The 17,984-nt window shown below is 69.4% G+C and carries 17 protein-coding genes and 4 tRNA genes; 16 read left to right on the top strand and 5 right to left on the bottom strand.

Annotated elements, in window-relative coordinates:
* Positions 1-79 precede the first annotated feature (79 nt).
* On the bottom strand, positions 80-568 hold the full coding sequence (locus ACFV57_RS23495) for a YajQ family cyclic di-GMP-binding protein (RefSeq protein WP_385235514.1): 489 nt from the start codon (positions 566-568) through the stop codon (positions 80-82).
* A gap of 192 nt (positions 569-760) precedes the next feature.
* Here ACFV57_RS23495 and ACFV57_RS23490 point away from each other — a divergent pair.
* Positions 761-842 (top strand) — tRNA-Tyr (locus ACFV57_RS23490).
* Positions 843-967: 125 nt separating this feature from the next.
* Here ACFV57_RS23490 and ACFV57_RS23485 read toward each other — a convergent pair.
* Both ACFV57_RS23485 and ACFV57_RS23480 read right to left on the bottom strand, forming a co-directional pair.
* On the bottom strand, positions 968-1,627 hold the full coding sequence (locus ACFV57_RS23485; protein ID WP_385235511.1) for an NAD(P)H-binding protein: 660 nt from the start codon (positions 1,625-1,627) through the stop codon (positions 968-970).
* 71 nt (positions 1,628-1,698) lie between these two features.
* Positions 1,699-2,988 carry a hydrolase gene (locus tag ACFV57_RS23480; protein ID WP_385235508.1) on the bottom strand — a complete coding sequence of 430 codons (1,290 nt, stop codon included), beginning with the start codon at positions 2,986-2,988 and terminating at the stop codon, positions 1,699-1,701.
* 180 nt (positions 2,989-3,168) lie between these two features.
* Between ACFV57_RS23480 and ACFV57_RS23475 the strand changes: the two genes are divergently transcribed.
* The 6 genes from ACFV57_RS23475 (at position 3,169) to ACFV57_RS23450 (ending at position 5,804) form a co-directional block, all read left to right on the top strand.
* Positions 3,169-3,241, top strand: a tRNA-Thr gene (locus ACFV57_RS23475).
* 49 nt (positions 3,242-3,290) lie between these two features.
* Positions 3,291-3,363, top strand: a tRNA-Met gene (locus ACFV57_RS23470).
* An 88-nt stretch (positions 3,364-3,451) separates the two neighbouring features.
* Positions 3,452-3,616: a 50S ribosomal protein L33 gene (gene rpmG / locus ACFV57_RS23465; RefSeq protein WP_006604855.1), complete on the top strand. Its 165-nt coding sequence runs from the start codon at positions 3,452-3,454 to the stop codon at positions 3,614-3,616.
* A gap of 168 nt (positions 3,617-3,784) precedes the next feature.
* Complete coding sequence (locus ACFV57_RS23460) at positions 3,785-4,240, top strand: MaoC family dehydratase N-terminal domain-containing protein (RefSeq protein WP_030017016.1); 456 nt, start codon at positions 3,785-3,787, stop codon at positions 4,238-4,240.
* 4 nt (positions 4,241-4,244) lie between these two features.
* Entirely contained in the window at positions 4,245-4,679 is a 435-nt protein-coding gene (locus tag ACFV57_RS23455) for a MaoC family dehydratase (RefSeq protein WP_385235503.1), read from the top strand.
* 69 nt (positions 4,680-4,748) lie between these two features.
* Entirely contained in the window at positions 4,749-5,804 is a 1,056-nt protein-coding gene (locus ACFV57_RS23450; protein WP_385235500.1) for a UDP-N-acetylmuramate dehydrogenase, read from the top strand.
* Between the two features lie 27 nt (positions 5,805-5,831).
* Here the strand turns inward: ACFV57_RS23450 and ACFV57_RS23445 are convergent, their stop codons facing one another.
* Positions 5,832-6,848: an adenosine deaminase gene (locus ACFV57_RS23445; protein WP_385235497.1), complete on the bottom strand. Its 1,017-nt coding sequence runs from the start codon at positions 6,846-6,848 to the stop codon at positions 5,832-5,834.
* 119 nt (positions 6,849-6,967) lie between these two features.
* On the bottom strand, positions 6,968-8,200 hold the full coding sequence (locus ACFV57_RS23440) for a pyridoxal phosphate-dependent aminotransferase (RefSeq protein WP_385235495.1): 1,233 nt from the start codon (positions 8,198-8,200) through the stop codon (positions 6,968-6,970).
* A 184-nt stretch (positions 8,201-8,384) separates the two neighbouring features.
* On the opposite strand from ACFV57_RS23440, the gene ACFV57_RS23435 reads away from it, so the two are divergent.
* From ACFV57_RS23435 to rpoB, 9 genes are all read left to right on the top strand, one after another.
* Positions 8,385-8,457, top strand: a tRNA-Trp gene (locus ACFV57_RS23435).
* 110 nt (positions 8,458-8,567) lie between these two features.
* Positions 8,568-8,861, top strand: a complete 294-nt coding sequence (gene secE, locus ACFV57_RS23430; RefSeq protein WP_385235492.1) for a preprotein translocase subunit SecE — start codon at positions 8,568-8,570, stop codon at positions 8,859-8,861.
* Between the two features lie 72 nt (positions 8,862-8,933).
* Positions 8,934-9,857 carry a transcription termination/antitermination protein NusG gene (nusG, locus tag ACFV57_RS23425; protein WP_385235489.1) on the top strand — a complete coding sequence of 308 codons (924 nt, stop codon included), beginning with the start codon at positions 8,934-8,936 and terminating at the stop codon, positions 9,855-9,857.
* A 169-nt stretch (positions 9,858-10,026) separates the two neighbouring features.
* Positions 10,027-10,461: a 50S ribosomal protein L11 gene (gene rplK / locus ACFV57_RS23420; RefSeq protein ID WP_030262765.1), complete on the top strand. Its 435-nt coding sequence runs from the start codon at positions 10,027-10,029 to the stop codon at positions 10,459-10,461.
* A gap of 106 nt (positions 10,462-10,567) precedes the next feature.
* Positions 10,568-11,290: a 50S ribosomal protein L1 gene (gene rplA / locus ACFV57_RS23415; protein ID WP_385235486.1), complete on the top strand. Its 723-nt coding sequence runs from the start codon at positions 10,568-10,570 to the stop codon at positions 11,288-11,290.
* Between the two features lie 262 nt (positions 11,291-11,552).
* On the top strand, positions 11,553-12,434 hold the full coding sequence (locus ACFV57_RS23410) for a hypothetical protein (protein WP_385235483.1): 882 nt from the start codon (positions 11,553-11,555) through the stop codon (positions 12,432-12,434).
* Positions 12,435-12,749: 315 nt separating this feature from the next.
* Positions 12,750-13,301: a 50S ribosomal protein L10 gene (rplJ, locus tag ACFV57_RS23405; RefSeq protein WP_030017006.1), complete on the top strand. Its 552-nt coding sequence runs from the start codon at positions 12,750-12,752 to the stop codon at positions 13,299-13,301.
* 89 nt (positions 13,302-13,390) lie between these two features.
* A complete protein-coding gene (gene rplL / locus ACFV57_RS23400; protein WP_385235480.1) occupies positions 13,391-13,774 on the top strand; it encodes a 50S ribosomal protein L7/L12 in 384 nt (127 codons plus the stop codon).
* A 604-nt stretch (positions 13,775-14,378) separates the two neighbouring features.
* Positions 14,379-17,861 carry a DNA-directed RNA polymerase subunit beta gene (gene rpoB, locus ACFV57_RS23395; RefSeq protein WP_385235477.1) on the top strand — a complete coding sequence of 1,161 codons (3,483 nt, stop codon included), beginning with the start codon at positions 14,379-14,381 and terminating at the stop codon, positions 17,859-17,861.
* Positions 17,862-17,984: the final 123 nt, after the last annotated feature.

The following is a 17,984-nucleotide window of genomic DNA, read 5'->3' as shown; positions in this document are numbered from 1 at the left end:
GCCGAGAACGTTCTCGGCGGTGGCCCCCGTCGCGTTGCGCGCCCCGTCTAGCGGTGCCCGCGCGGGCCGTACCGGTGGATCACCGGTAGTTCACGAACTGCAGCGCGAAGTCCAGGTCCTTGCCCTTCAGCAGCTGCTGCACCGCCTGGAGGTCGTCCCGGCTCTTCGAGGTGACGCGCAGCTCGTCGCCCTGCACCTGCGCCTTGACGCCCTTCGGGCCCTCGTCGCGGATGATCTTGGCAACCTTCTTCGCGTTCTCCTGGGAGATGCCCTCCTGGAGGGAGGCGAAGATCTTGTACTCCTTGCCGGAGGCCTGCGGCTCGCCCGTGTCCAGCGCCTTCAGCGAGATTCCGCGCTTGATCAGCTTGGACTGGAAGATGTCGAGGACAGCCTTCACCCGCTCCTCGGCGTTGGCCCGCATCTCGATCTTCTCGCCCGACCACTCGATCGACGCGCCCACGCCCTTGAAGTCGTAGCGCTGCGAGATCTCCTTGGCGGCCTGGTTGAGGGCGTTGTCGACCTCCTGCCGCTCGACCTTCGAGACGATGTCGAAACTGGAGTCGGCCATCTTGAGTTGGCTCCTCGTACGTAGATCCGTCAGGGGTGCGGCCCGTTCAGGACCGCTCCGCAAGCCTAGCCACCCTGAGCATGATCGAGCCGGGAAGAACCGAGTGGCGAACCACCCCCGGCCATCGGGTATGGTTTACGTCGTTGCCACGGAGCGACGCCACACCGGCAAAACTCCCGGCAGCAAATCCCTGGCGGTGTGCCCGAGCGGCCAAAGGGAGCAGACTGTAAATCTGCCGGCTCAGCCTTCCCAGGTTCGAATCCTGGCGCCGCCACAGGACCGAAGAGGCCCCGATCCGTGAAAACGGATCGGGGCCTCTTCGCTTGACATCGAAGGGCGCCGGGGCCCGCGCGGCCCCCGCTCCGCACGGAGCAAGGGCCACGGCGGGCGGCGTGACGGTCAGCCCGCCACGGCGCGTACGGCGTCCTCCACGGGCGTGTCGCCGCCGATCAGCTCCAGCGTGCGGCCGATCGTGCGCGGTTCGTCCAGGAGGGCGGCGAGCACGGCTGCCACGTCGTCCCGGGTGATCTCGCTGCGGCCGGTCGACTCGGCGAGGCGCACCAGGCCGGTGCCCGGGTCGTCCGTCAGGCGGCCGGGGCGCAGGATCGTCCAGTCCAGGCCGGACCGGGCCCGTACGTCCGCGTCGGCGGCACCCTTGGCGCGCAGGTACGCGGCGAACACCTCGTCGGTGCCCTCCGGCGGCTGTGTGTCGGCGCCCATCGAGGAGACGACGAGGAAGCGCCGTACGCCGGCCGCCTCCGCCGCGTCCGCGAAGAGGGCGGCGGCGCCGCGGTCCACCGACTCCTTGCGTTCGATTCCGCTGCCCGGTCCGGCGCCCGCCGCGAAGACCGCCGCGTCCGCGCCTTCGAGGTGCCGGGCGACGTCCTCGACCGTGGCCGACTCCAGGTCGCAGACGACCGGCTCGGCACCGGCGGACAGCAAGTCCCCGGCCTGTTCGGGCCGGCGGATGATGCCCGCGACCTCGTCTCCGCGCCCGTGGAGCAGCCGTTCCAGCCGCAGCGCGATCTGACCATGTCCACCTGCGATGACAATGCGCATGATCCCGACCGTACGCCTGTCCCGCCGTCAGGGCCCGCCGCCCCGGCGCGCGCCGCTCCGGGCGCCCTCTCTCACCGCTGCGACTGCCGCGGCAGCTCCAGCGCCACCACCGCCGCCGAGTCGCAGTACTCGCGCACCGCACTCGTCCGCGCCACCACGCGCCCCCGGTGCACCACGATCCGGCTGTACGCCAGCGACAGCACCCCGGCGAGGCTCTCGCCGCGTACGGCCAGGAGTTCGGCGGGGAAGCCCGCCTCGACGCGGACCTCCGGCAGGCCCAGGGTCGCGCGCGCGTCCGTACTGACCGCCCCGTAGGCGGCGTCGGGCCCCGCCTCGCCCAGAGAGGCCAGCAGGTACGCCGCCTCCAGGGGATCGCCGCGTCCCACCGGGTTCGCCGCGTCGCGCAGGGCTCCGCTGCCCGCGGCCACCCGCACCCCGGCCGCACGCAGCAGCCGTACGGGCGCGAAACGGGCTGTCCGGCCCGCGGCCCCGCCACGGCCCGGCCGCCCGGCGCCGTGCCGCTCCAGGGCCGCACAGCCGCCCTGCGGCAGGCAGACGACCGTCACGCCGGCCGCGGCGAGCTGCTCGGCGGTGCGCGCCGCGACGTCCGCCGGCAGCGCCGACAGGCCCGTGCACGGCCCGATCGTCACACCGGGCCGCAGCCCGCCCGCCATCGCCGCGAACCGCGCCAGGCGCGCGGGGTCGTCACCGTCCGTGTGGAGGTCCACCGCGCAGCCGTGCTCGCCCGCGAGCTCCAGGACGGCTTCGGCGTATCCGGCCGGGTCGGGGTCGAGGTCCGGGCAGCCGCCGACGACGGTGGCGCCCATCTTGACGGCGTCCCGCAGCATCGCCAGCCCGTCCGCCCCGGCCGCCCCGGTGAGCATCCGCGGCACCGCGACGGCGGTCATCTCGGCCAGCCCGCTCAGCGACCGGCCCGCCTGGAGGACGGCCTCCAGCGACCGCAGCCCCTGGACGTCGCCGACGCGTACGTGGGTGCGCAGCGCCGTCGCGCCGTGGCCGAGTTGCAGGAGGGCGGCTTCCGTGGTGCGTCGCTGCACGCCTTCGAGGGTGTCGTCGGCGGGGCCGGTGGCGTCCGCGGTCAGCGCGGTGTCGCAGTGCGCGTGCGGCTCGGCGGGGGCCGGAAGCAGCAGGTAGCCGCCGAGGTCGACGCGGGAGCCCTGCGGGGCGAGGCTGCCCGCCGTGCCGACCGCCTCGATGCGCCCGCCGCTGAGCCGTACGTCCACCACGCGGCCGTCGGCGAGCCGGGCGTCGCAGAGCACCAGGGTGCCCGCCGCGGCGCCCGCGCCGTCGCTGCCCGTGGCCTTCTCGGGTCCCGGCTGCGGCTGACTGCTGTCGGACATCGCGCTCCTCGAAGGACCGGGCTGCAAGATCACGCAGCGTGGTCCGAGCCTAGGGGGCCCTCCGGGGAGCTTCGCGGAGGCGCGAAATAGTCGTACCGGTGTGGTGCGAGGGGCGGCCGGGGCGGTCCGCGGATACGGATTTCACCTTTGGCGGCAGGCCGTGTAATGTCTTCATCGCTCGCCCCAATAGCTCAGTCGGCAGAGCGTCTCCATGGTAAGGAGAAGGTCTACGGTTCGATTCCGTATTGGGGCTCTGATGTGTGAGGTATCCCGCCTTCGGGCGGGGGACCGACTCGCATCGCAGCGGTGTAGCTCAGTCGGTAGAGCAAGCGGCTCATAATCGCTGTGTCACCGGTTCAAGTCCGGTCACCGCTACTAACAGTAGCCGATTGTGGGGTCGGTCTCCCGATCGGCTACTCTTCTATGCGTTCATCCGTCCATCTGTCCGTCAAGGAGCACTCACGTGGCTGCCACCGACGTCCGCCCGAAGATCACGCTGGCCTGCGTGGAGTGCAAGGAGCGGAACTACATCACCAAGAAGAACCGGCGTAACGACCCGGACCGTCTTGAGATGAAGAAGCACTGCCCGCGTTGCAACTCGCACACCGCGCACCGCGAGACGCGATAACACCAGGCTCGATCGCGAGGCCGTCCCCAGTTGCTGGGGGCGGCCTCGCGGCGTTGTGGTGCGAGGGGCGCGCGCGGCGCGGCGACAGGGCCCGCTGCCGCTCCGGCGTGCCGGTATGTCAAGGTCAGGGTCCTTATACAGGGACCAGTTCAGGGAGGTTGCGAGCCCATGGCGCTCGACCAGTCCTTCGTCGGGCGGAGCTACCCGGCCACCGCTCCTTATGAGGTCGGCCGGGAGAAGATCCGCGAATTCGCCGAGGCGATCGGGGACCCCGCCCCGGCGTACACCGACGCCGAAGCCGCCAGGGCGCTCGGTCACCCCGATGTGATCGCCCCGCCGACCTTTGTGTTCTCCATCACCTTCCGGGCCGCCGGGCAGGTCGTCGAGGACCCGCAGCTGGGTCTCGATTACAGCCGGGTCGTGCACGGTGACCAGAAATTCGTCTACACCCGGCCGGTACGCGCCGGAGACCGGCTGACGGTCACCTCGACCATCGAGGCGATCAAATCCATGGCCGGGAACGACATTCTCGATATCCGCGGCGAGGTGCACGACGAAGCGGGCGAGCACGTGGTGACCGCTTTCACGAAGCTGGTGGCGCGCGCCGCCGGGCAGGAGGGCTGACGCGATGGCGGCGAAGATCTCTTACGACGACGTCGAGGCCGGCACCGAACTTCCGGCGCAGAGCTTTCCCGTGACCCGCGACACGCTCGTGCGGTACGCGGGCGCCTCCGGTGACTTCAACCCGATCCACTGGAACGAGAAGTTCGCCAAGGAGGTCGGCCTGCCCGACGTGATCGCGCACGGCATGTTCACCATGGCCGCGGCGGTCCGTGTGGTCACCGACTGGACCGGCGACCCGGGCTCGGTCGTCGAGTACGGCGTGCGCTTCACCAAGCCCGTCGTGGTCCCCAACGACGACCAGGGCGCGGTCGTCGAGGTCAGCGCCAAGGTCGCGGCCAAGCTGGACGACGAGGCCCGTACGGTCCGCGTCGACCTCACCGCGACCAGCGACGGCAAGAAGGTGCTCGGGATGTCGCGCGCGGTGGTGCGGCTCGCCTGAGCTGCCTGATCGTTACGCCACGGGGGCGGCCCGGCCGGACGGCGGGGCCGCCCCCGTACCCTTGGGCCCGTGCACGAACTCCACGATGCCCCCCTCGCCCCGCTGACCACCTTCCGCCTCGGCGGCCCGGCCACCCGGCTGCTCACCGCCACGACGGACGACGAAGTGATCGCGGCCGTCCGCGAGGCCGACGCCGCGGGCACCCCGCTGCTCGTCATCGGCGGCGGCAGCAACCTGGTCATCGGCGACAAGGGCTTCGAGGGCACCGCGCTGCGCATCGCCACCCGCGGTTTCGCGCTCGACGGCACCGACCTGACGCTGGCCGCGGGCGAGAACTGGTCCGACGCGGTGGCCCGTACGGTCGCGGCCGGGCTCGCGGGCATCGAGTGCCTGGCCGGCATCCCCGGCTCGGCGGGCGCCACGCCCATTCAGAACGTCGGTGCGTACGGACAGGAAGTGTCCGCCACCATCACCGAAGTGGTCGCGTACGACCGCATAGCGCGCGAGACCGTGACTCTTTCGAACGCCGAGTGCGCGTTCACCTACCGCCACAGCCGCTTCAAGGAGCACCCCGACCGGTTCGTCGTGCTGCGGGTGCGCTTCGCCCTGGAGGACGCGGGCGGGCTGTCCGCGCCGATCAAGTACCCGGAGACCGCCCGCACCCTCGGCGTCGAGGCCGGCGACCGGGTGCCGGCCGCCGTCGCCCGCGAGACCGTGCTGCGGCTGCGGGCCGGCAAGGGCATGGTCCTGGACCCGGAGGACCACGACACCTGGTCCGCGGGCTCCTTCTTCACCAACCCGATCCTCACCGAGGCCCAGCACGCCGACTTCGTCGCACGCGTGCGCGAACGCCTCGGAGCGGACGTCGCCCCGCCCGCCTTCCCGGCCGGCGACGGACGCGTGAAGACCTCGGCCGCCTGGCTCATCGACCGGGCCGGCTTCACCAAGGGCTACGGCGACGGCCCGGCCCGCATCTCCACCAAGCACACCCTCGCCCTGACCAACCGCGGCCGGGCCACCACCGAGGACCTGCTCGCGCTGGCCCGCGAGGTCCGCGAGGGCGTCCACGCGGCCTTCGGCGTCACGCTGGTCAACGAGCCGGTGACGGTCGGCGTCGCCCTCTAGCAAACCGGACGGCGCCGAGCGGCCCGCTCACCGCAGCCACTCCTCCACCCCCGCCAGCAGCTGGCGCCGCACGTCCTCCGGCGCCCGCGACGCCAGGACCGACTGGCGGGCCAGCTCGGCCAGCTCGGCGTCCGAGAAGGCGTGCGCCGCGCGGACGATCTCGTACTGATCCGCCAGCCGGGACCCGAACAGCAGCGGGTCGTCGGCGCCCAGCGCCATCGGGACGCCGGCGTCGTACAGGGTCCGCAGCGGGACGTCCTCGGGCTTCTCGTAGACGCCCAGGGCCACGTTCGACGCCGGGCAGACCTCGCAGGTCACCCCGCGCTCGGCCAGCCGCCGCAGCAGCGCGGGGTCCTCGGCGGCCCGCACGCCGTGGCCGACGCGCGTCGCGTGCAGGTCGTCCAGGCAGTCCCGCACGCTCGCCGGGCCGGACAGCTCGCCGCCGTGCGGCGCCGCCAGCAGCCCGCCGTCGCGCGCGATGGCGAAGGCCCGGTCGAAGTCGCGGGCGAAACCGCGCCGCTCGTCGTTGGAGAGCCCGAAACCGATCACGCCGCGGTCGGCGTAGCGGACCGCGAGACGGGCGAGCGTCCGGGCGTCCAGGGGGTGCTTCATCCGGTTGGCGGCCACCAGGACGCGTATCCCGAGGCCGGTGTCCCTGGAGGCGGTGTGCACCGCGTCCAGGATGATCTCCAGGGCCGGGATCAGCCCGCCCAGCCGGGGCGCGTACGAGGTCGGGTCGACCTGGATCTCCAGCCACCCGGAGCCGTCCCGCACGTCCTCCTCGGCGGCCTCGCGGACCAGCCGCTGGATGTCCTCCGGGGCGCGCAGGCAGGAACGCGCGAGGTCGTACAGCCGCTGGAAGCGGAACCAGCCGCGCTCGTCCGTCGCCCGCAGCTTCGGCGGCTCGCCGCCCTTCAGGGCCTCCGGCAGGTGCACGCCGTACTTGTCGGCGAGCTCCAGCAGGGTCGCGGGCCGCATCGACCCCGTGAAGTGCAGGTGCAGGTGGGCCTTCGGCAGTGCTCGGACATCGCGTACACGTTCCATCCCAGGATCTTGCCGTACGCGGCCGACGCGCCGGTAGGCCCTCGCCCGAACGAGCCCCCGCCCGAAAGCAGATGCGGGCCCCGGGAAGACCCCGGGGCCCGCACAGGTGCCGATGCGCGCTACTTCGCCTCGGCCAGCAGCTTCTGGACCCGCGAGATGCCCTCGACCAGGTCCTCGTCGCCGAGCGCGTACGACAGACGCAGGTAGCCCGGCGTGCCGAAGGCCTCACCCGGCACCACCGCGACCTCGGCCTCCTCCAGGATCAGCCCGGCCAGCTCCACACTCGTCTGCGGGCGCTTGCCGCGGATCTCCTTGCCCAGCAGGCCCTTGACCGACGGGTACGCGTAGAAGGCGCCCTCCGGCTCGGGGCACAGCACGCCCTCGATCTCGTTGAGCATCCGCACCATCGTCTTGCGGCGCCGGTCGAAGGCGACCTTCATCTCCTCGACGGCGTCCAGGTCGCCCGAGACGGCCGCGATGGCCGCCGCCTGCGCCACGTTGGAGACGTTGGAGGTGGCGTGCGACTGGAGGTTCGCCGCGGCCTTGATGACGTCCTTGGGGCCGATGGCCCAGCCCACCCGCCAGCCGGTCATCGCGTACGTCTTCGCCACACCGTTGACGATGATGCACTTCTCGCGCAGCTCCGGCACCACCACCGGCAGCGAGGAGAACTCGGCGTCGCCGTAGACCAGGTGCTCGTAGATCTCGTCCGTGAGGACCCACAGGCCGTGCTCGGCGGCCCAGCGGCCCACCGCCTCGACCTGCTCGCGGGTGTAGACCGCGCCGGTCGGGTTGGACGGCGAGACGAACAGCAGCACCTTCGTACGGTCCGTACGGGCGGCCTCCAGCTGCTCCACGGTCACCCGGTAGCCGGTGGTCTCGTCGGCCACCACGTCCACCGGCACGCCGCCCGCCAGCCGGATCGACTCCGGGTAGGTGGTCCAGTACGGGGCCGGCACGATGACCTCGTCGCCCGGGTCCAGGATCGCCGCGAACGCCTCGTAGATCGCCTGCTTGCCACCGTTGGTGACCAGCACGTTCGCCGCCTCGACCGCGTAACCGGAGTCGCGCAGCGTCTTCGCGGCGATCGCTTCCTTCAGCTCGGGCAGGCCGCCCGCCGGGGTGTAGCGGTGGTACTTCGGGTTGCGGCAGGCCTCGACGGCGGCCTCGACGATGTAGCCGGGCGTGGGGAAGTCGGGCTCACCGGCGCCGAAGCCGATCACCGGGCGCCCGGCGGCCTTGAGGGCCTTGGCCTTGGCGTCCACGGCGAGGGTCGCGGACTCGGAGATCGCCCCGACGCGGGCCGACACCCGACGGTCGGTGGGGGACTGTGCGGGAGGAGTAGCGCTCATGTACTGCATGTTCCCAGACCGCCGACGGGGCGGGCACATGGGTTTGAAAGCACCGCCCGGGGGCTTTCTGTTCGACGCCCGGCCGCGAAGCACGTACACTCGCTGTCCGTTGGCTCCCAACAGGGCGCAAGCGGCCACGCACCTGGTGCACTGGTCGGGATGCGGTAGGTTGGGGGAACCACAAAGGGTCGTAGCTCAATTGGTAGAGCACTGGTCTCCAAAACCAGCGGTTGGGGGTTCAAGTCCCTCCGGCCCTGCTACACGCACTTCTTCACCAAGGTGCGTGCACGCGTACGTACTGAAATGCACCGCCGTGCGGCTCTACCGGGCGCGGCACGGCCCACGACCCGGATTCAGGTGAGGACGAGTGACGGACGCCCTGGGCTCCATCGACATGCCTGAGCGCGGTCGTTCCGAAGACGAGGCCTCGGACGCCAAGAAGCCCCGCCGCGGCGGCAAGCGCGGCAAGAAGGGCCCGTTCGCCCGCCTCGCGCTCTTCTACCGGCAGATCATCGCCGAACTCCGCAAGGTCGTCTGGCCCACGCGCGGCCAGCTTTCGACGTACACCACCGTGGTGATCGTCTTCGTCGTCATCGTCATCGGTCTCGTAACCGTGATTGACTTGGGATTCAACGAGGCCGTCAAGTACGTCTTCGGCTGATCCCGCGAAGGGCGCCTTTGCGGGCGCCCCTTTGCATGTTCAACCCCTTGAAGCCAGGAAGAAGCAGCCACCGTGTCTGACCCGAACCTGAACGACGCCGCCGACTCCGTCGAGACGGCAGCGGCCGACGTTGACGCGGCTGCCTCGGCCGAGGTCGAGGGCGACGCTGCGGCGATTGCCGACGAAGAGGGCGCTCGCGAGATCGTCGAGGCAGCCGACGAGAACGACGAGCTCGACACCGAAGAGGCCGAGGCGGGCGAGCCCGCCGAGGAGGCCGCGGTGAGCGTCGAGGACGAGGACGAGGACGAGGCCACCGTCGTGGCCGAGACCGCCGAGGACGCGGCGGCGCAGGACGAGGCCGAGGACGCGGGCGAGCCCGTCGATCCGATCGCCGCGCTCCGCGAGGAGCTGCGCACCCTGCCGGGCGAGTGGTACGTGATCCACACCTACGCCGGCTACGAGAAGCGCGTGAAGGCCAACCTGGAGCAGCGCGCCGTCTCGCTCAACGTCGAGGACTTCATCTACCAGGCCGAGGTCCCCGAGGAAGAGATCGTCCAGATCAAGAACGGCGAGCGCAAGAACGTCCGCCAGAACAAGCTCCCGGGCTACGTGCTCGTGCGCATGGACCTGACGAACGAGTCGTGGGGCGTCGTGCGCAACACGCCCGGTGTCACCGGCTTCGTGGGCAACGCCTACGACCCGTACCCGCTGACCCTGGACGAGATCGTCAAGATGCTCGCCCCGGAGGCCGAGGAGAAGGCCGCCAAGGAGGCCGCCGAGGCCGAGGGCAAGCCGGCGCCGTCCCGCAAGGTCGAGGTCCAGGTGCTGGACTTCGAGGTGGGCGACGCGGTCACCGTCACCGACGGCCCGTTCGCCACGCTGCAGGCCACGATCAACGAGATCAACGCCGACTCGAAGAAGGTCAAGGGCCTCGTCGAGATCTTCGGCCGCGAGACCCCGGTCGAGCTGAGCTTCGACCAGATCCAGAAGAACTGACACCTTCTGGAACCACCGCTTCCGAACAGGTCAGACGTGCCCCTCGGGGACCGTCTGACCTGCTCGGTTTTTGGCCGTACCGCTATACCCGTTATCGTGGTGCGGTATGCCTCCATCCGGATGACCGGATGGACTGGCGAAAAACCTCTCACTAGGACCCGGAGAGAGCATGCCTCCCAAGAAGAAGAAGGTCACGGGGCTCATCAAGCTCCAGATCCAGGCCGGTGCCGCGAACCCGGCTCCGCCGGTCGGCCCCGCGCTGGGTCAGCACGGCGTCAACATCATGGAGTTCTGCAAGGCCTACAACGCCGCGACCGAGTCGCAGCGTGGCTGGGTGATCCCGGTGGAGATCACGGTCTACGAGGACCGTTCCTTCACCTTCATCACCAAGACCCCGCCGGCCTCGAAGATGATCCTGAAGGCCGCGGGCGTGGAGAAGGGCTCCGGCGAGCCGCACAAGACCAAGGTCGCCAAGATCACGGCCGACCAGGTCCGCGAGATCGCCACCACCAAGATGCCCGACCTGAACGCCAACGACCTGGACGCCGCGTCGAAGATCATCGCCGGCACCGCCCGTTCCATGGGCATCACGGTCGAGGGCTGACAGTCACCCCGCATCCGCCCCGCGGCACCCGCCGCACCCCGGGGCACGTGGCAGGGCCAGGCGCTGGCCCGCACCACGACTCCATCGCCACCATTCAGGAGCAGCAGTGAAGCGCAGCAAGAATCTTCGCAACGCGGACGCGAAGATCGACCGGGAGCGGCTGTACGCCCCGCTCGAAGCCGTCCGTCTGGCCAAGGAGACCTCTCCGGCCAAGTTCGACGCGACCGTCGAGGTCGCCATGCGTCTGGGTGTCGACCCGCGCAAGGCCGACCAGATGGTCCGCGGCACCGTGAACCTTCCGCACGGCACCGGTAAGACCGCCCGGGTCCTGGTCTTCGCGACCGGCGACCGTGCTGCGGCCGCGGAAGCCGCGGGCGCCGACATCGTCGGCTCCGACGAACTGATCGACGAGGTCTCCAAGGGCCGCCTGGACTTCGACGCCGTCGTCGCCACGCCGGACCTCATGGGCAAGGTCGGCCGCCTCGGCCGCGTGCTCGGTCCCCGTGGTCTGATGCCGAACCCGAAGACCGGCACCGTCACCCCGGATGTCGCCAAGGCTGTCACCGACATCAAGGGCGGCAAGATCGAGTTCCGCGTGGACAAGCACGCGAACCTCCACTTCATCATCGGCAAGGTGTCCTTCGACGACGCCAAGCTGGTGGAGAACTACGCCGCGGCGCTGGAGGAGATCAACCGTCTCAAGCCGTCCGCCGCCAAGGGCCGCTACATCAAGAAGGCCACCATCGCCACCACGATGGGCCCCGGCGTCCCGGTCGACTCCAACCGCACCCGCAACCTCCTCGTCGAGGAGGACGTGCTCGCCGTCTGAGTCTGACGGCAGGCGCGCGCGTACGCGTACGTCGGGCCCCGCACCTCACCGAGGTGCGGGGCCCGACGCGTTGTCCGGCACAGGCGCCCTCAGGGGCCGTACGGAGCGTCGCGGGGGCCCGGCGCCGGCCCGGTCACGTCCGGCGCGGGGCTCGGCGTGGGGCCCGGTTCACGCCCGGCGCGGGGCCCGGCGCGGGCACTGTCACCCCTCTGCACTACGCTCACCGGCAGTCGTAAAGCTGATCTACAACGGGGAGACACACGTGCGTACTGCGCGGATCACTGCGCTGGCGGCCGGCGTCGTCATGATGGCCGGACTGACCGCCTGCGGCGGCAAGGACGGCGGCGACAAGGCGGGCGGCGACAACGCGGCGGGCGGCGGCTCGCCGGTCCAGGCCGCCGTGGCAGCGCTGCGGACGGCCTCCGAGAAGACCGGTTCGGAGAACTCGGCCAAGGTCGAGGGCACGAACAAGCTGGGCCAGGCCACGCAGACCATCAAGGGCGAGATGGACTGGTCCAACGGCATCCGCATGAACGCCGAGATAACCCAGCAGGGCTCCGCCCTGGGCGGCGGCAAGCCGATGAAGGCCGTGTACACGCCGCAGGCGATGTTCATGAACCTGAACCTCGGCGGCAAGCCCTGGATGAAGTACGACTACGACGCGCTGGCCAAGCAGTCCGCGGCCGGCGCGCTCATCAAGGACCAGATGCAGAACAACAACCCGACGCGGGCCATGGAGCTGGTCATCGCGTCGGGCAAGGCCAAGAAGGTCGGTACGGAGGATGTGCGCGGCGTCCAGGCCACGCGCTACACCGCGACCATCGACGTGGCCGAGCTGAGCCGCATGCAGGCCTCCAAGAACTTCAGCGAGAAGGACATGAAGTCGCTGGAGGACATGCTCAAGCAGACCGGCACGAAGAACGAGACGATCGACCTGTGGATCGGCCAGGACAACCTGCTCGTCAAGAAGCGTGAGCAGGCCAAGAACAACCAGGGCGGCCTGGACTCCACGGTCTTCTACTCGGACTACGGCACCAAGGTCACGGCCCAGGAGCCGCCGGCCTCGCAGGTCCTCGACGCGAGCAAGCTCGGCGCCGGCGCCGGCGCCGGGGGCGGTGCCGGGGGCGGCGGCCTGGCGGGCTGAGGCCGCCCGGCCCCGCCGTTCCCGGGCCCGGCGCGCCGCGCGCCGCCGGGCCCGGGAACGGATTTGCCTGCGCCCTGGCCGTTCGCGTACCGTAGCGAAGAAGCCAAAGACCGCTGGTTGTCTCTGTGCGTCCGTGTGGCGTACGGAACCGAAGGATCCGCTAGCTGCGGACGGCCTGCGCAGGTGTCGAGGAAGAACTCCCGGAAGAACTCCGTTTCGCCCGGTTGAGCCATGCCCCGTGCGCCTGCGCCGGGGCGTTTGTTTTGCCCAGCCCCTTCTGCGCGGTCCTCATCACCCGGAAGGAGGCCGAGGCTCATGGCGAGGCCCGACAAGGTCGCAGCCGTCGAGGAGATCACGGAGAAGCTCCGTAACTCCAACGCCGCTGTTGTGACCGCGTACACCGGACTGTCCGTCGCTCAGCTCAAGCAGCTGCGCCGTTCGCTCGGTGACAACGCTCAGTACCGTGTGGTGAAGAACACGCTGACCAAGATTGCGGCCAATGAGGCCGGGATCACGCTGGACGAGCACCTCAAGGGCTCGACGGCCGTCGCCTTCGTGACCGGTGACCCGGTCGAGGCGGCGAAGGGTCTTCGTGACTTCGCCAAGGAGAACCCCTCTCTCGTCATCAAGGGCGGTGTCCTCGATGGCAGGGCGCTGTCCGCCGACGAGATCAAGAAGCTTGCGGACCTCGAGTCCCGCGAGGTTCTGCTCGCCAAGCTGGCGGGTGGCATGAAGGCGTCCATGGCCAAGGCCGCGGCGACCTTCCAGGCCCCGCTCACGAAGATGGTCCGCACCGCGGAAGCTCTTCGCAGCAAGGTCGAGCAGGGCGGTGCCGGTGAGCCGGCTCCCGCCGAGGCCGCGGAGTAACCACTTCGCAGTCCAGCGGGCACGTCTGCTCAGCACGCCCGCCGCAATGTACATCCGGCACCAGCCGAATTAGTGGAAGGACCGCCACCATGGCGAAGCTCACCCAGGACGAACTGCTGGCCCAGTTCGAGGAGATGACCCTGCTCGAGCTCTCCGACTTCGTGAAGAAGTTCGAGGAGAAGTTCGACGTCGAGGCTGCCGCCCCGGCCGCCGTCGTTGCCGCTGCCCCGGGTGCCCCGGCCGCCGAGGCCGCCGAGGAGCAGGACGAGTTCGACGTCATCCTCACCGGTGCCGGCGACAAGAAGATCCAGGTCATCAAGGTCGTGCGTGAGCTGACCTCGCTGGGTCTGAAGGAGGCCAAGGACCTCGTCGACGGCACCCCGAAGCCGGTCCTCGAGAAGGTCGCCAAGGACGCCGCGGACAAGGCCGCCGAGGCCCTCAAGGGCGCCGGCGCCTCCGTCGAGGTCAAGTGACCCGACGAGTCTGCTGACTCTTCGCAAACCTGAAGGCGATCACCCATGCGGGTGGTCGCCTTCGGGCGTTCGGGCCGCGGCTGCGCCGTCCCGCCCTTCCGTGCGAGTATGGTGATCTTCGTTGCCCGGCCGTGCACCCCGTGACGATCTTCCAGTGGGTGGGGGGCCTTGACGAACCGCACGCAGCGCGCAATTCTCAGGACGCGACGACAGAAGCGATCCGGGTTCGAGGCATGGATCGCCGGCGAAGAGGGAAGCATCGGGGTGCGCCTGTTGGCGCACGGCTCGTGGCAGGCATAAGACGTTGGGCGTTGAGACGAACAAAGAGGGGTTCCTCCGTCACGGAGGGTGCCACCTCCCGGAGGGAGAAGATCGGTATCACGGTGCTGAACCGGTCTCCGGAAACTCGCTCTGGACATCAGTGTGCCGAGTGGCTACACTGACCCTTTGCGCTGCCTGTTAGCTGCTCCCTGCCCGTCACCAGGGGCATACCCGAGCCCGAGCAATACCGACTGATCCGCCCTGACCTGGGCCTTTCTCCGGTTGTGTTCGGTCCGGGACCGGTACGCGCGTAGTGAGTCCGAGCCCTCGGAAGGACCCCCTCTTGGCCGCCTCGCGCAACGCCTCGACTGCCAATACGAACAACGGCGACAGCACCGCCCCGCTGCGCATCTCTTTTGCGAAGATCAAGGAGCCCCTCGGGGTTCCGAACCTCCTTGCGCTGCAGACCGAGAGCTTCGATTGGCTGCTCGGCAATGCCGCATGGAAGGGTCGCGTCGAGGCTGCGCTGGACAGTGGTCAGGACGTCCCCACCAAGTCCGGTCTGGAGGAGATCTTCGAAGAGATCTCCCCGATCGAGGACTTCTCCGGGTCGATGTCGCTGACGTTCCGCGACCACCGATTCGAGCCCCCGAAGAACTCCATCGACGAGTGCAAGGAGCGCGACTTCACGTACGCGGCCCCGCTCTTCGTCACCGCCGAGTTCACCAACAACGAGACCGGGGAGATCAAGTCCCAGACGGTCTTCATGGGCGACTTCCCGCTCATGACCAACAAGGGCACCTTCTGCATCAACGGCACCGAGCGTGTCGTCGTCTCGCAGCTGGTCCGCTCGCCGGGCGTCTACTTCGACAGCCAGATCGACAAGACCTCCGACAAGGACATCTTCACCGCCAAGATCATCCCGTCCCGGGGTGCCTGGCTGGAGATGGAGATCGACAAGCGCGACATGGTCGGCGTGCGCATCGACCGTAAGCGCAAGCAGTCCGTGACCGTCCTCCTCAAGGCCCTCGGCTGGACGACCGAGCAGATCCTGGAGGAGTTCGGCGAGTACGAGTCCATGCGCGCCACCCTGGAGAAGGACCACACCCAGGGCCAGGACGACGCGCTGCTCGACATCTACCGCAAGCTGCGCCCGGGCGAGCCGCCGACGCGCGAGGCCGCGCAGACGCTGCTGGAGAACCTCTACTTCAACCCGAAGCGCTACGACCTCGCGAAGGTCGGCCGCTACAAGGTCAACAAGAAGCTCGGCGGCGACGAGCCGCTGGACGCCGGTGTGCTGACCACCGATGACGTCATCGCCACGATCAAGTACCTGGTCAAGCTGCACGCCGGCGAGACCGAGACGATCGGCGAGAACGGCACGGAGATCGTCGTCGAGACCGACGACATCGACCACTTCGGCAACCGCCGCCTGCGCAACGTCGGCGAGCTGATCCAGAACCAGGTCCGTACGGGGCTCGCCCGTATGGAGCGCGTCGTGCGCGAGCGCATGACCACCCAGGACGTCGAGGCGATCACGCCGCAGACCCTGATCAACATCCGGCCGGTCGTCGCCTCCATCAAGGAGTTCTTCGGCACCAGCCAGCTGTCCCAGTTCATGGACCAGACCAACCCGCTGTCGGGCCTGACCCACAAGCGCCGGCTGTCCGCGCTGGGCCCCGGTGGTCTGTCCCGTGAGCGGGCCGGCCTGGACGTCCGTGACGTGCACCCCTCGCACTACGGCCGCATGTGCCCGATCGAGACGCCCGAAGGCCCGAACATCGGTCTGATCGGTTCGCTCGCCTCGTACGGCCGGGTCAACGTCTTCGGCTTCATCGAGACGCCGTACCGCAAGGTCGTCGAGGGCCGGGTCACCGAGCAGGTCGACTACCTGACCGCCGACGAGGAGGACCGCTTCCTCATCGCCCAGGCGAACGCTCCCCTCACCGAGGACATGGAGTTCGCCGAAGGCCGCGTCATGTGCCGCCGCCGCGGTGGTGAGGTCGACCTCGCCGCCCGCGAGGACGTGGACTACATGGACGTCTCGCCGCGCCAGATGGTGTCGGCCGCGACCGCCATGATCCCCTTCCTGGAGCACGACGACGCCAACCGCGCGCTCATGGGATCGAACATGATGCGCCAGGCCGTGCCGCTGATCAAGGCGGAGGCCCCGCTGGTCGGCACCGGCATGGAGTACCGCTGCGCGGTCGACGCCGGTGACGTCATCAAGGCCGAGAAGGACGGTGTGGTCCAGGAGGTCTCCGCGGACTACATCACCGTCGCCAACGACGACGGCACGTACACCACGTACCGCGTCGCCAAGTTCACCCGCTCCAACCAGGGCACCTCCTTCAACCAGAAGGTCGTCGTGGACGAGGGCGCGCGCGTCGTCGTGGGCCAGGTGCTCGCCGACGGTCCCTCCACCGACGAGGGCGAGATGGCGCTGGGCAAGAACCTGCTCGTCGCCTTCATGCCCTGGGAGGGCCACAACTACGAGGACGCGATCATCCTGTCGCAGCGCCTCGTGCAGGACGACGTCCTGTCCTCGATCCACATCGAGGAGCACGAGGTCGACGCCCGGGACACCAAGCTGGGCCCGGAGGAGATCACCCGGGACATCCCGAACGTCTCCGAGGAGGTCCTCTCGGACCTCGACGAGCGCGGCATCATCCGGATCGGTGCCGAGGTCGTCGCCGGCGACATCCTCGTCGGCAAGGTCACGCCCAAGGGTGAGACCGAGCTGACCCCCGAGGAGCGCCTGCTGCGCGCGATCTTCGGTGAGAAGGCCCGTGAGGTCCGTGACACCTCGCTGAAGGTCCCGCACGGCGAGATCGGCAAGGTCATCGGCGTCCGCGTCTTCGACCGCGAGGAGGGCGACGAACTGCCCCCGGGCGTGAACCAGCTGGTCCGCGTCTACGTCGCGCAGAAGCGCAAGATCACCGACGGTGACAAGCTCGCCGGCCGCCACGGCAACAAGGGCGTCATCTCGAAGATCCTGCCGGTCGAGGACATGCCGTTCCTGGAGGACGGCACCCCGGTCGACATCATCCTCAACCCGCTGGGTGTCCCGTCCCGAATGAACCCGGGACAGGTCCTGGAGATCCACCTCGGCTGGCTCGCCAGCCAGGGCTGGAAGGTCGAGGGCGACGCCGACTGGCAGAAGCGTCTCCAGGCGATCGGCGCCGACGAGGTCGCGCCCCGCACCAACGTCGCGACCCCGGTCTTCGACGGTGCGCGCGAGGACGAGCTCGCTGGTCTGTTCGACTCCACGCTGCCGAACCGCGACGGCGAGCGGATGGTCAAGGACACCGGCAAGGCCCGGATGTTCGACGGCCGTTCCGGTGAGCCGTTCCCGGACCCGATCTCGGTCGGGTACATGTACATCCTGAAGCTCCACCACCTGGTCGACGACAAGCTGCACGCGCGTTCGACCGGTCCGTACTCGATGATCACCCAGCAGCCGCTGGGTGGTAAGGCCCAGTTCGGTGGCCAGCGCTTCGGTGAGATGGAGGTGTGGGCGCTGGAGGCTTACGGCGCCGCGTACGCCCTCCAGGAGCTGCTGACCATCAAGTCCGACGACGTGACCGGCCGCGTGAAGGTCTACGAGGCGATCGTCAAGGGCGAGAACATTCCCGAGCCCGGCATTCCCGAGTCCTTCAAGGTGCTCATCAAGGAAATGCAGTCGCTCTGCCTGAACGTGGAGGTGCTGTCCTCGGACGGCATGTCCATCGAGATGCGCGACACGGACGAGGATGTCTTCCGCGCCGCGGAGGAGCTCGGTATCGACCTGTCCCGGCGCGAGCCGAGCAGCGTCGAAGAGGTCTGACGGGCCTGGCCGGGGCTCCTGCCCCCAAGGAGCCCCGGTCGCCCCGGACCCGTACAGACCATGATGTAGAGCCCATTTTTTCGCTTACGCGAAGGGCACGACCCTGAAAGAGGGATTGACGAC

Origin of the sequence: Streptomyces sp. NPDC059788 (assembly GCF_042732265.1) — a bacterium.
Classification (GTDB): domain Bacteria; phylum Actinomycetota; class Actinomycetes; order Streptomycetales; family Streptomycetaceae; genus Streptomyces.
The sequence above is the reverse complement of the archived record's forward strand: the minus strand, read 5'-3'. Positions and strand labels throughout refer to the sequence as shown.

What these genes read in the sequence shown, in the direction of transcription:
- rplK (WP_030262765.1), top strand. Translation starts at nt 10,027, where the DNA reads ATGCCTCCCAAGAAGAAGAAGGTCACGGGGCTCATCAAGCTCCAGATC.
- ACFV57_RS23455 (WP_385235503.1), top strand. Translation starts at nt 4,245, where the DNA reads ATGGCGGCGAAGATCTCTTACGACGACGTCGAGGCCGGCACCGAACTT.
- ACFV57_RS23495 (WP_385235514.1), bottom strand. Translation starts at nt 568, where the DNA reads ATGGCCGACTCCAGTTTCGACATCGTCTCGAAGGTCGAGCGGCAGGAG.
- rplL (WP_385235480.1), top strand. Translation starts at nt 13,391, where the DNA reads ATGGCGAAGCTCACCCAGGACGAACTGCTGGCCCAGTTCGAGGAGATG.
- ACFV57_RS23445 (WP_385235497.1), bottom strand. Translation starts at nt 6,848, where the DNA reads ATGGAACGTGTACGCGATGTCCGAGCACTGCCGAAGGCCCACCTGCAC.
- ACFV57_RS23485 (WP_385235511.1), bottom strand. Translation starts at nt 1,627, where the DNA reads ATGCGCATTGTCATCGCAGGTGGACATGGTCAGATCGCGCTGCGGCTG.
- ACFV57_RS23480 (WP_385235508.1), bottom strand. Translation starts at nt 2,988, where the DNA reads ATGTCCGACAGCAGTCAGCCGCAGCCGGGACCCGAGAAGGCCACGGGC.
- ACFV57_RS23440 (WP_385235495.1), bottom strand. Translation starts at nt 8,200, where the DNA reads ATGAGCGCTACTCCTCCCGCACAGTCCCCCACCGACCGTCGGGTGTCG.
- ACFV57_RS23460 (WP_030017016.1), top strand. Translation starts at nt 3,785, where the DNA reads ATGGCGCTCGACCAGTCCTTCGTCGGGCGGAGCTACCCGGCCACCGCT.
- rplJ (WP_030017006.1), top strand. Translation starts at nt 12,750, where the DNA reads ATGGCGAGGCCCGACAAGGTCGCAGCCGTCGAGGAGATCACGGAGAAG.